This window comes from Agrobacterium vitis (genome assembly GCF_013426735.1).
GTDB classification, from domain to species: Bacteria; Pseudomonadota; Alphaproteobacteria; order Rhizobiales; family Rhizobiaceae; genus Allorhizobium; species Allorhizobium vitis_D.
The window spans coordinates 351,922-364,398 of record NZ_AP023274.1 but is presented as its reverse complement, the minus strand read 5'-3'; the positions used below and the strand labels follow the sequence as shown (position 1 = coordinate 364,398).

Sequence of the window (12,477 nt, the reverse complement as noted above, 5' to 3'; positions counted from 1 at the left end):
TCCATTGCGTGATGGATAGAGGTGATTTGCAGCGGCTGACGAAGGACGAATTGATCGAGCTGGTGTTGCGGATGCAGCATCCCGAGAAGACATCGCGCACGTCCTCGAAGCCGCCATCGAGCGACCGCAAGGAGCGCCGCGATCAGTCGAAGCCCGGCGGCGCCAAACCGGGGCATGAAGGCCATAGCCGGTCCTTGGCCAGCGATTTCGACAGGGTCGTCGATCATCGTCCCGATCAATGTTCATGCTGTGGGATTTTACTGGCGGATGAACTTGCCGCTGAGATCGTCAGCGAACACGATGCGATCGAACTGCCCGATATCAAACCCTTCGTCGAGCGCCATCGGCGTTTGAAGGTCGCCTGCCCGTCCTGCGGCACGTTGGTTGTGGCCCCTATGCCAACTGCGGCCAAGGGCACGCCGTTCGGTCCGCGCCTGCATGCGGTGGCGACCTATCTCAAGACCTTTCAGGCTCTGTCCTACGAGCGGCTTCAAAACGCGTTCGCCGACCTGTTCGGGCTGACCATAAGCCAGGGTGGCCTCATGAATATGCTGCGCCGGGCGCAAGGGACATTTGTCCCCGAACGCGATGTTGCTGTTGGGGCTCTGCGCCGCGCCAAGGTCGTGGCATCCGACGAAACCGGCGTGCGGATCGAGGGCAGCAATTCCTATCAATGGGTGTTCCGCTGCACCGAGGCCGTCGTCCATCAGGCCGCACCGACACGCGGCGCCATCGTGGTCGAAACCCTGATGAACGGGCATCGCCCGCAGGTTTGGTGCTCGGATCGCTATTCGGCTCAGCAAGGTCATGGCTCTGTGCATCAGACCTGCCTTGCCCATCTGGCGCGCGACGTTGCCTATGCCGAACAGGCCAGCGACGACCCGCTTGCCTGGCGACTGCGGCTCTGGCTTAAAAACGCCTTTGCCTTGGCCAACGACATCACCAATCTTGCCGCATCGACGATCAACATAAAGCGGCGAGCCCTGGAGAAAAGTCTCAACGATATTCTGGCGACATCGACACACTGCGATTTTGCCAGAACCGTGCAGAACAAGTTCCGGCGAGCCCGTGATCAGCTTCTGACCTTTGCCCTGTATCCCGGAATGGTCGAACCGACAAACAACGCCTGCGAACGCGCCTTGCGGCCCGCCGTCATCCAGCGAAAGGTCACAAACGGATATCGTGCCATGTGGGCTGCAAACGGCGAGGCCGATATCCGCACCGTCATAGATACCGCTCGCCTCAAGCCGGGAGCCAATACCTTCAGCGTCATACTCCAAACCGTCACAGCCTGAAATCGGCTGGAAACACGGCGTGGGTAATTACAATTACTGTAATGTCGTGCATTTTTTGCCTGATGTATCTCCGATCCGCGGCAGTAGTTGTTACTATAATTGTCAGTGTAACATTTATAATATTGTTTATTTCGTTGAAAAAACTTATTTTTATAGCCGTTGCGGTCAATATCATGTTAGTTTGCGCAGGGATTATATCGGTTTTGCTCACGAATTACCGCAATTTCGAGCAGATGGTCCTATCACAACATAGGGCGGAAGCGTTGAGCAATGAAAATTTGCGACTGGCCCACGTCGATAGCCTAACCGAGCTACCAAACCGGCGAGCGTTTTTTTCGTATCTTGAATTCGAGCTGACGAAAGCGAGGGCCGTTGGTTCCAGAGTCGCCCTTGGCCTTATCGACCTCGACGGGTTCAAACCGATTAACGACCTTTACGGCCATTCGACAGGTGATCGGCTTTTGGTTGAAGTGGGAAAACGTCTCTTGGATCTTTCTGAGGGCCACAAAATCTTCCGGCTGGGCGGTGATGAATTTGCGGTGATTGCGACGAATTCTCTAGACAATGAACAGTTCTTAAGCGCCGCGAATGAACTGATTGAGCGGCTTCATCACCCTTTCCATATGGTGGAGGCTACCGTTCAGATTTCTGCATCAATAGGCATTGCAATCTATCCGGATCTCACATTGATGCCAGATAGATTGCTTGATCAAGCTGACTACGCCCTCTATCACGCAAAGAATACTCGACGTGGGAGCGCGGTATTGTTTAATGCGTGCCATGAAAGACAAATCAATATTAACGCCAGCATCGAACAAACACTCAAGCAAGCTGACATATCGCATGAAATGTCCGTCGTCTATCAGCCCATCATTGATATCAGACAGGGAAAGCCCGTTGGCTTCGAGGCACTGGCCCGGTGGGATAGCCCAACATTAGGCTGTGTATCGCCCGCCGAGTTTTTTCCTATTGCGGAGCGAGCCGGGATCGTCGGCCTTTTAACGAGACCACTTCTTAGAAAGGCACTTGATGCCGCAAGCCATTGGGACAGGGACCTCCGGCTATCGTTCAATCTTTCTGCTTACGATCTTAACTCGAGCGAAAGTGCAACGCTCTTGATTGATATCATCGAGAATGGAAAATTTGACGCAGGTCGTATTGATTTTGAAATTACCGAAACAGCATTCACACATGACTTCGCGCAGGTTAAGCGGTCCATTGAAATGCTGCGCTCACGTGGCTGCGGAATTTCTCTTGACGATTTTGGTATTGGTTACTCGAGCCTCACACGACTGCACTCTCTTCCACTTACCAAGATCAAGATTGATCGCAGCTTTGTCGTAGGTCTGCAAGACACCTGCAAGTTATAAAATTGTTAAGTCCGTGCTCGCTCTCAGCCAAGACATGGGATTGGAGTGTGTTGTTGAAGGTATAGAAACACACGACGAATTGGCGGCTCTACAGAAACTCGGCGGAATCCTCGTTCAAGGTTATATCTGTTCTCCGCCACTCCGAGATCCAGACGTGGCGGAGTTCATTGCGCGAACGGCAGATAACAGTGCTTTTCAGGCGTCCGGCGTGTTCAATTTTTGATCCACGAGCGTTAATACAGGTCATAAATAGTCTGTCGGTCAGGCCGCGGAGCGATTGCTTTCCCGCCTGTCGTTGTCGCGCATTGCAGCAGAACTTTGCGGCTCGCGGATGGCACTGCGCCTGTTGAGCTGGAAGCGCTTGGCCAGTTCGCTCAGTTTAGCCGCGCCACTGGAAAGCGCTTCGCTGATGGCATTCATGCCGCTGACTATTCCCGCGTTTGTTGTGTCATCTGGTCTAAGGCGTTGACCGCAGTGCTGATTTCCGTGAGGCTAGTGGATTGCTCCGACGCTGCCGTGGAAATGGCTTCAATATTAACATCGATAGGATTGCACGAAGGACTCGATCCGGTTCAGCGCACTGCCACTTTCACCAGCGCGGGCTGCTTCGACGCCTGCATTCAGGGCTAATACGCCGTCTCATTGATCAAAACCCATTTGCCCACTCTCTGCGTCCGATGGACATGATGCGGCACGGCTGGCTTTCGAGCTTTCGCCAGGCATCGCAGCAGTGAGCGACGATGTCGTCGTAAGATTTGAAGATCCTGTTTGAGAGCCAGTTTTCGCGCATGAAATGCCAAAGGTTTTCGACGGGATTGAGCTCCGGCGACTTCGGCGGCAACGGCAGGATGGTGATGTTGTCGGGCACGACGAGCGTGTTGGACATGTGCCAGCCAGCCTGATCCATGATCTGGATGGCGTGCGCGCCGTCATCGACATGACGGGCGATTTCAGCCAGATGCTGGGTCATTGCGTAGGTGTCACACCATGGCATGACCAGCGCGGAGGCCTTGCCGAGCTTCGGGCAGATGGCACCGAAGATATAGGCCGATCTCGTGCGTTGATCATGCGGCGCGGACGGTCGCGTTCCGCGCTTGGCCCAACGGCGCGTGATCTTCGTTCGTCGGGCAAATGATTCACTGGATCATTTGCTTTTCCGCCTCACTCTGCCCGATCCGGGCCTCGTCCTGGAACCAAATCTCTATTCGTTTTCCTTGGGCTGCTCCGGCAACAATTTCTGCCACTGCGGCTGGGAAACTTTTTTAAAATCGTCAATGGCCTGAGGGTCCTGCGCGTGATGTTTGGGCCGGGCAGCCAGCTTGCGATAGCCCATGGCTCGTACTTCACGGCTCAGCGTTTGCTCGCTCACAGAAACGCGAAACTCTTCCCAGAGCCATTGCGCCAAATCGCACAGACGCCAGCGAACGACGCCGTCGAGATAGGGCGTCGGACCACGCTCGATGGCCTGCGCCAGCGCCACACGCTGCTGATCGTTCATCCGCGACTGCTGACCGGGAGCCTTGCCATTGATCAGGCCCTGGGGGCCGCGTTCGTTAAAGCGCAGGACCCAGTCCCGGATAATCTGGAGCGTGACATTGCCGAGGCGGGCGGCATCTGACCGCGTGCCGCCGTCATAGATCGACGCGAGCGCCAACAAGCGTCTTACCTGGGCCGCGTCCTTCGTCTGCCGCGCCAGCCGCCGGAGATGGTCTCCATCAAAATCTTCACGCAACGAAATCCCTGATCGCATCGTAAACCTCCGGTTTGCCCCAGAGATTCAGATTCACCGCGATTTGGGAAGCCCAAAGAGTCAACATCAGCAAGGCGACGTATAAAAGGTTGGTCTGGAAGGCAATTTCATCGATAACAGTGATGATATTACTGATTTCCTTCGAAGCGCTCTCGATGCGGCTCATGGCGGCGACGGTGAAGTTAACGACCTTTACAGACTCGGTTGCAGCCTGACGAGCGTCGCGCACCAAGTTTCGAGTATCTTTGGAACGCGCACTGGATTCTCTCACCGTCGCGGTTATTTCTTCCAATGCCGCAGAAGTCTGCTCCAGTGCGGCAGCCTGTTGCTCCGAGCGTCTTGCCAAGCTGTTCGATTCCTTGGGCATATCATGACTATTGGTGGAAACCGCCGCCGTTTCCGTCAGCACCTGCGCCAGGGTTTCCTGGAATTTGCCAATGGACATGTTGAAGTCTTTACGCAAGTGCTCGAAGGTTGGAATGAACGGCTCATCAATCGTCATTCGGATATTGCAGTCCGACAAGCGCTCAAAACCGGCACCAATCGTAGCAATGGCGTTGACGCGGCCGCTGACATCGATCGCGAATTTCACAACCTTGACGACCTTTCCCTTTTCATCTGTGATCGGGTTATAGGTGGCCTGAATATAGACTTTCTTGCCACCTTTCCCGATCCGCAAGAACTCGTCGCTCTGGAACTCATCTGTTCCAAGCTAACGCCAGAACTCTTAGGAAGCGGGGGGACGCGCTGTAAGCTTGTTCACAAAACTTCGAATGATTTTTGCCAATGATCTCGCTGAGGTCGTAGTTCATCGCCTTGCAGAAATTCTCGTTGGCAGTCAAAATCTGACCAGTCGGTGTGAACTCGATAACAGCCTGAGAACGCAACAACGCTTCCATCTTGCCGCACTCAATCCTGCATCATTCCGGCGATATTTGCTCGTGCCAAGGCGGTCTTGAATTGAAAAGGCGCGGCCGGATTGCCGCCTGATCCCGCCAGCAGATGCCTGGTTCAGGCGCCAGGATTACTGGGCATCACCGTCCATAGGCCTCAAAGCCTTTATTGGGGACGACAAAGGAATTTTCGTGGTGCTACTCTATAACTTCGGCGAAAGGCAGGTAACAATCTTCCATCGAACCCCCATCGGTTAATACACCTAGACAAGTTACAAAATACACGTAAAACACGTGTCAGGTTGCATATTTACAATCCAAGACTCTTGGCTTTACATCGGTCTGACATCACCGAGCTGGGGAGCCACAATGAAAACTGTTCTTTTCTGTTTAGCCCTTTTTCTTTTGCCTATTTCATTTGCTTTTGCCGACTGTCCCGCCCCAATTGACAACAGTTTTGCAGCGGCGGCCAATGCCAAGTTCGACTGCTCCAGTAGCCTGCCCCTGAAAGGTCACGAAACAGACCGCAAGTTCCAGGTTCATTATGATTTTCCAAAGACCTTGCCCGATACCAGCAAGCTGCCATGGCTGACGATCGATCCCTTCAAGAATCCCGCTGACTACATGCAGGCCGTCTTGAATTACGTCACCAAGGTGAACGCTCGCCCTGAGATTGATTGGCGCATCCAGGATAATAAGGTCGAGAAATGGTGCGATGCGCCATGGTTCTTCATGCTGAGGGAGCCACTGCACGGTATGACCACCGAACGGTGGTCTCGTCCGAAGGAGCTTCACGCGCTCCAAACAGATTGGGAGCGTACTTTCGCTGTCGGGATCTACAACGATGTGGCCTGCTACGGTTTTGGGCAGATCTGGGCCGATCCGGCCTTTCCCAAAACCCTTGACTTTGCATTCGCGGATGGTGCCGTGGGGGCCAAAATGCTGTTCACGTCAGCAAAGCCTTCCAGCGTTCCTTATCTTGCAGGGTCAAAGGAGTGGGACGTTGCCGGAGAAAAGGACGGCAGCACCATGACGATGCGGCTTCTGCAATTTGATCTGTCGATTAAGGACAAACGTTCGCCCAACGGCTGGTTCTTCGGGACATTCGTTTATAATGCCATGCAGGCCGGTGATACGCCGTATCAGCGCCTGGTTCCGGTCGGCTTGATCTGGGGAAGCGACCCCGCGTTGAATGCAAAAGCATATCTGGAACAAGCCATGTCGCCGACCGAAAGCTGGGTCAATCCTGCCGTCGCCACGATGTTTTATCCCCTCCCGAGACAGCATCTCGGCCTTTTCGGGCGCGCCAATGGCCCAGTTGACAACCCAATGTCCGCCTGCATTACATGTCATCAGCGCGCGCTTGACTGGGGGACAGCAGTCTTGCCTGACAGCCCTGAAGCGGCGCAAGCGGCGGAGCTGTTACCAGATGTTCCCACTGATCCATACAACGACTCAGCCGTCGCCGCCTATTTCAGAAACATTGGGTCCAATTCACCCGTGCCGGACACCCAGTCGCTTGATTATGTTTTGCAGGTTTCAAAAGGAATTGCTGCCTTCCGCAATTGGGTGAAGACCGATTTTCCTGATCATGCCGCCTCCACCTCGGATGTCCCGCCCTACCCCTTCAAACCCGGCAACACAATCACCGTGACGCCTGTTGACATTACTGCTCCTGGCGGTGAAAAACTTGAACTCGATCCAACCGGCAAGCTTTTCCTTCGCTGATATGATATGATACTTTAAATATATTCTGTCTCCAGGAGGCTGCACATGTTGTCATTAAACATCTTTGGCCGCTTTCTGATTATCGACTCTCATGGGTGCGACCGCAGCCCAAGAGGATCGAAGGCCCGCGGGATAGTGGCGTTACTTGCCATGTCACAAGGCTACTCCCGCAACCGGACTTGGTTGCAGGATAAGCTGTGGAGCGATCGAGAGTCCAAGAGAGGGTCGGACAGCCTTCGCCAAACGCTCGTTGACATACGACGGGCGTTTGGCCCCTATCAAACGATATTGAAAGCGGATCGGGAAAAGGTAGCACTTGATCCAACCCGCTTTTCGATAAAATACCGGCTCATGCCCGCCTCTAATGACTGGAATAATGAGCAGGACGCATTTGCCGACCTCGACATTCGTGACCCTGAGTTTGAAGACTGGATCCGGAACTTACGAGCCTCTCTTGCGGACAAGGCGCGGATCAGTCCGCCCCATGCCCTACGCAGTCATACCGCCCCCAAACCCGCAATTTTTTTCCACTTCCTATCCGACAACCAGCCTTCTAGTGAATTGACATCAAGTCGGCTGATGACACTGACAACGACGTCGCTCCGCGATTTAGACGAGTTTGAAATCTTTCCCCGTCACGCTGCCATCGGCGGCACACTCCCTCCCTTGCCTGTCAAGGGCCTCACTGTCGCAGTGCGGACCGTAACTTTAGGTCGAGACAGCCATGTGGCTATTGCCCTCAGCCATGCAGGGACTGGACAGCTCTATTGGTCGCGAACCACTCAAATATTGGCATCACACACAGAGTTGCTGCATCACGAATCCGGGATTCTTGTCCAAGCCATTCTTTCGACGTTGCGCGAGCGGAAGGATCAGCTTGGAATCTCACATTCGGGAGCCATGCTCGCCAATCATGCGCGGGCCTTGATCTTCCGATTTGATCGGCAAAGTTTAAGAGATGCAGACGTCAATCTGCGCTATGCCTATGATCGCGATCCGCGCCCGCAATATCTGGCATGGCGGGCATTCCTGCGCAACATGGCACAGTTCCAGCATCGCAGCAGCGCATTCCTGGACGACAAGATCACATCGACAGAACTGGTACAGGAAGCACTGCGCGAGGACGCTGGTAGCGCCAGCATCCTGGGCATCGGGGCCCATCTCGAATATCTTGGAGGCGGTTCAAGCCGTGGTTCACTGCGGCTTGCTGAACGCGCGGTCAGCCTTGACCCGCTGAACGCAGTCAACCTGGCGATTTTATCCAATACGGAACTGGTTCTCGACAAGCTTAGGGATAGTCAAGGATCGGCTTTAAGCGCACTTGCATTAACAGGTGGAGGCGAACACAGGGCCTTTGTCGAATTCTTTTGCTGCATGTCCGCCGCCGCATTGGGCGAATATGCAACGGCCATAGGCCATGCAGAAGCAGCGCTTATTCTGCGCCCCGCATTTCGTGCGCCCCTCAGGTATTTGATTGCACTTTACAAGCAGGCGGGCATGATCGAGCAAATGGATCGAGCCGTCTCCCGGTTGCAACAATTCGAGCCTGACTTCCTGCCTGCACGCTTTCTCGACAGCGATTATCCGGTCACAACCATGCGACGGATTCGGTTGATTGACGCCATCGCCAGTTAGTTATCCAAGCGCTTCAAACTCACGGACGATTCACGCTGGACTCACGATAGCAGACTAGCGTCGCGTTATAGAGACACGTAGGAACGACTATGAGCAATAACCGTATGGTTGTAGACCATCTGAAGGCCGCTTTGCTTGCGACAAACGCAGACAAGACGTTTCTTGCCTACCTCATTCAGATGGCGCTGATTGAGTGCGCGACCGCTCCGCAGGTTTTTGGCTCAACGCCGACTATGAATGAGTGTCGCGTGTCCCCCCCTATGATCAGCCCCGTAAGGCCTTAATTTACTGAATAAAAATGCAGCCTGGTTGGGTGGCGATCGGCGCCGGTTACGCCCCTCCAGTAACAATTTTGCATGTAAAGTCAGGTGCTTACTGTCTTTTCTAACAGCTTCAATCTTCGGCGCTGTTGCACAGGCCCTCAAAAACGGCTCCACATGGAGCCACCGAGCCCCAGCTTAAAGACAGTTGCCAGCCTGCCATTGTTAGCCATTTGTTTGCCGCGAAAGCAACCTGCCCGACAATCGCTACGCGTGAAGAGCAAGATGTCTCGAAGCATTAGGCGCTTCCGGCAATTGGGGCTATGATCTCCTTAAAGATCACGGGAGGCGGCTTTTCAAGAGCCGGTGATTTCATGGGTTTTGCCGATCACGTCAAGGAAATCGAGCGCGTCGGGCAGGGAAGCAATACCGGTCGCGACGCTATTGTCGTAGAATCTTGGCGGCGATGCCTGGAGACCTATCAGCTTGATCCGGCGCAAGCGCGTGAGGCGGTTATCGTCTCTCAAACACGCCTGCGCGAACATCGTCAGCAGGCGGAGGACCTCGTACACATCGCACGCTCTGGGCTGGAGCGGCTCTACCGGCAGGTTGCCGAGCAGAATTATGTTCTTCTCCTCTCCGACCGGCAGGGCGTAACCGTCGAATTTCTCGGTGATCCCTCCTTCAACAACAACCTGCGAAAGGCCGGGCTCTATCTCGGCTCGGAATGGTCCGAGCCCCGCGCTGGCACGTGCGCCGTTGGCGCCTGTTTGGCCACTGGCGAGGCTCTGACGATCCATCAGACCGACCATTTCGACATCACCCATACACCACTTTCCTGCACCGCCGCACCAATCTATGACACGCAAGGCACGTTGGCAGCGGTCCTCGATATTTCGCTCCTGAGTTCGCCCATCTTAAAGACGAGCCAGAATATGGCGCGTCATCTTGTCTCCTCGACAGTGCGGCGCATCGAACTCGCCAATCTCATGGCGAACAGTCGACACGACCTGGTGCTGCGCTTTGCTGGCGCCCCGGAATTTCTCGATGTTGATCCGGAAGCGGCGATTTCCGTCGATGGCGGGGGCCGCATCACCGGCATGACGCATGGCGGCGCGCGGCTTCTCGCTGCCTCGCGTGGAATTGACTGGCGACGGCCCGAGCTTGTGCTAGGCCAACCGGTCGCGGATTTTTTCGAGGCAGGCTTGGACGAGCTCGCTTCGCTGACCCGCGCCAGCCTGCCGCAAGACCGGCGGATTGCCGTGCGCGATGGGTCGGTCCTCTTTGCTCATGCGATCGAGCCGCAACAGCGCCTGGCCGGGGCGCCGCTCGTTCGAGCTCTTCGGTCGCCGCCAGCCATAAACCTGCTCGGCGGCAGTGTAGGCATCATCGACAGACTTCGCCATAAGATTGCCAAGCTCGCACCGAGTGCACTGCCGATCCTGCTTCAGGGCGATACCGGAACCGGCAAGGAATATCTGGCACGCATCATCCACGAGGTGAGCGGGTTGTCAGGCCGTTTCGTTGCGGTCAATTGCGCAGCAATCCCTGAACAGCTGATCGAAAGCGAATTGTTCGGCTATGCGCCAGGCGCCTTCACTGGTGCCCTTGTCAAGGGACGAAAGGGCTTGGTCGAGGAAGCGGTGGGCGGAACCCTGTTCCTCGACGAAATCGGCGACATGCCATACGCCGCGCAAAGCAGTTTGCTTAGGGTTCTGGCCGAGGGTGAGGTGTTGCCGGTCGGCGGTTCGGTGGCGCACAAGGTGGAGTTTCGCGTCGTGTCTGCGTCCCATCGGTCTTTGTCCGACATGGTCGCAACCGGCGCATTCCGGCAAGACCTCTATTACCGGCTGAATGCCGCCGTACTATCCCTTCCACGGCTTTGTGAGCGCGGCGACCTGCCATGGCTGCTCGACAAGTTGCTCGAAAAACATGCTCCGGCGGACCGATCGCTCAGGCTTTCAAACACTGCCCGCCTTTTGATCCTCAATCATCGCTGGCCAGGCAATATTCGCGAGCTGGACAATGCGATCGCCTTCGCCGCAGCCCTGTGCGACGATGGGCTGATTGAGGTAATGGACCTTCCAGAACAGCTGGCTGGCAACGTGCAGCTGCCTGGCGACGACAGCCCTGAAGCCGAACTTCGCGCGGTGCTCGCCGCTTGCCATGGCAATATTTCCGAGGCGGCGCGCCGCCTCGGCATTGATCGCACCACTATGCATCGCCGTATGCGCAGATTCGGCATAGACAGGCCGCATTGAGCATCCAGACTGTGGCATACGCCACACCTGTCGCGCCACAGCTGTGGCGTAGCAAAACCTGCCCCGTCTCGAAAACTGAGTAATTCCAGTCCTTCGCCCTGCCAGGAGCCACTGGCACGGGCATTGCTCTTCTCTTGGCATCGACAGCAGCCAAGGGAGGAAACATGCGCGCGCTTAGATTTCATGCAGCCAAGGATTTGCGACTGGACGACATTGCCGAGCCGAAGAGACCGGGACCAGGTCAGGTTCTGGTCCGTAATCGCTTCGTCGGGATTTGCGGCACGGATCTTCACGAATACAGCTACGGCCCGATCTTCATCCCGACCGAGCCGCACCCCTTCACCGGCGCCCATGGTCCGCAAGTGCTCGGCCATGAATTCGGCGGTATCGTCGAGGCGATTGGCGAGGGCGTTACGTCCGTCGTTGTTGGCGACCGCGTATCCATCCAGCCCCTCGTTATGCCAAGGTCCGGCGACTATTTCGCCGATCGCGGCCTTTTCCACTTAAGCACACAATTAGCGCTGGTGGGCTTGAGCTGGGATGGCGGCGGCATGGCCGAAGCAGCGCTCGTCAACGACTACAATGTCCAGAAAATCCCGGAGGAGATGAGCGATGAAGAGGCAGCCCTGGTCGAGCCAACGGCGGTTGCTGTCTATGCCTGCGATCGCGGCGGCGTAACCGCTGGCACAAGCGTCCTCGTGACGGGCGCTGGTCCCATCGGCATGCTGACACTGCTCGCCGCGCGCGCGGCGGGCGCCACCCAGCTTTTTGTGTCTGATCTCAATGACTCCAGGCTCGCGCTGGCGAAAGGGGTGTTGCCCGATGTCATCACGATCAACCCGCAGCGCGACAATGTCGGTGATGTCGTTCGCTTGCAAATGGAAGGCAACGTCGGCTGCGATGTCGCCATCGAATGCGTAGGCAACGAACATGCGCTGAAGGCCTGCGTCGACGCCGTGCGCAAACAGGGCGTCGTGGTCCAGACCGGCCTGCATCCGCATGAAAATCCGATCGACTGGTTCCAGGTGACATTCAAAGATCTGGAAATCAAAGGATCCTGGGCCTACCCGACACACTACTGGCCACGGGTCATCAGGCTGATTGCTTCCGGTCAGCTGCCGGCAATGAAGATCGTCACCAAGCGCGTCACCCTCGACACAGCTGTCAAGGAAGGCTTCGACGTCCTGCTCGACCCGGCGGGAGCTCAACTCAAGATTCTGATCGATCTTTCAAAATAGGCGTCTCGGCCACCGCCTGGTCCGGGAGAGGAGCCCGGCAGGCCAAG

Annotated in this window: 6 protein-coding genes and 3 pseudogenes; 6 read left to right on the top strand and 3 right to left on the bottom strand. The window is 55.9% G+C overall.

The annotated features are described in order from the left end of the window. Positions 1 to 11: 11 nt before the first annotated feature. Together tnpC and H1Y61_RS23795 are read left to right on the top strand one after the other, a co-directional pair. Positions 12 to 1,295 (top strand): IS66 family transposase, encoded by a 1,284-nt coding sequence (gene tnpC / locus H1Y61_RS23800; protein ID WP_180575329.1) that lies wholly within the window; start codon positions 12 to 14, stop codon positions 1,293 to 1,295. Between the two features lie 11 nt (positions 1,296 to 1,306). Then, positions 1,307 to 2,888: pseudogene (locus tag H1Y61_RS23795) on the top strand (putative bifunctional diguanylate cyclase/phosphodiesterase); the annotation flags it as partial. A gap of 38 nt (positions 2,889 to 2,926) precedes the next feature. On the opposite strand, the gene H1Y61_RS27040 reads toward H1Y61_RS23795, so the two are convergent. From H1Y61_RS27040 to H1Y61_RS27180, 3 genes and pseudogenes are all read right to left on the bottom strand, one after another. Next, positions 2,927 to 3,085: a hypothetical protein gene (locus tag H1Y61_RS27040; RefSeq protein ID WP_322790787.1), complete on the bottom strand. Its 159-nt coding sequence runs from the start codon at positions 3,083 to 3,085 to the stop codon at positions 2,927 to 2,929. Between the two features lie 226 nt (positions 3,086 to 3,311). Further along, positions 3,312 to 4,415: pseudogene (locus H1Y61_RS23785) on the bottom strand (IS630 family transposase). 82 nt (positions 4,416 to 4,497) lie between these two features. After that, a pseudogene (locus H1Y61_RS27180) lies at positions 4,498 to 5,320 on the bottom strand (methyl-accepting chemotaxis protein); the annotation flags it as partial. Between the two features lie 357 nt (positions 5,321 to 5,677). Between H1Y61_RS27180 and H1Y61_RS23775 the strand changes: the two are divergent. The 4 genes from H1Y61_RS23775 to H1Y61_RS23760 all read left to right on the top strand — a co-directional run bounded on the left by H1Y61_RS23775 (position 5,678) and on the right by H1Y61_RS23760 (position 12,430). Beyond that, positions 5,678 to 7,036: a hypothetical protein gene (locus H1Y61_RS23775; RefSeq protein WP_180575328.1), complete on the top strand. Its 1,359-nt coding sequence runs from the start codon at positions 5,678 to 5,680 to the stop codon at positions 7,034 to 7,036. Between the two features lie 45 nt (positions 7,037 to 7,081). Further along, entirely contained in the window at positions 7,082 to 8,671 is a 1,590-nt protein-coding gene (locus tag H1Y61_RS23770) for a hypothetical protein (RefSeq protein WP_180575327.1), read from the top strand. A gap of 634 nt (positions 8,672 to 9,305) precedes the next feature. Next, positions 9,306 to 11,192 carry a sigma-54-dependent Fis family transcriptional regulator gene (locus H1Y61_RS23765; RefSeq protein ID WP_180575510.1) on the top strand — a complete coding sequence of 629 codons (1,887 nt, stop codon included), beginning with the start codon at positions 9,306 to 9,308 and terminating at the stop codon, positions 11,190 to 11,192. A 164-nt stretch (positions 11,193 to 11,356) separates the two neighbouring features. Beyond that, positions 11,357 to 12,430 (top strand): 2,3-butanediol dehydrogenase, encoded by a 1,074-nt coding sequence (locus H1Y61_RS23760; RefSeq protein ID WP_180575326.1) that lies wholly within the window; start codon positions 11,357 to 11,359, stop codon positions 12,428 to 12,430. The last annotated feature ends 47 nt before the right edge of the window (positions 12,431 to 12,477 follow it).

What these genes read in the sequence shown, in the direction of transcription:
- H1Y61_RS23775 (WP_180575328.1), top strand. Translation starts at nt 5,678, where the DNA reads ATGAAAACTGTTCTTTTCTGTTTAGCCCTTTTTCTTTTGCCTATTTCA.
- H1Y61_RS23765 (WP_180575510.1), top strand. Translation starts at nt 9,306, where the DNA reads ATGGGTTTTGCCGATCACGTCAAGGAAATCGAGCGCGTCGGGCAGGGA.
- tnpC (WP_180575329.1), top strand. Translation starts at nt 12, where the DNA reads ATGGATAGAGGTGATTTGCAGCGGCTGACGAAGGACGAATTGATCGAG.
- H1Y61_RS27040 (WP_322790787.1), bottom strand. Translation starts at nt 3,085, where the DNA reads ATGAATGCCATCAGCGAAGCGCTTTCCAGTGGCGCGGCTAAACTGAGC.
- H1Y61_RS23770 (WP_180575327.1), top strand. Translation starts at nt 7,082, where the DNA reads ATGTTGTCATTAAACATCTTTGGCCGCTTTCTGATTATCGACTCTCAT.
- H1Y61_RS23760 (WP_180575326.1), top strand. Translation starts at nt 11,357, where the DNA reads ATGCGCGCGCTTAGATTTCATGCAGCCAAGGATTTGCGACTGGACGAC.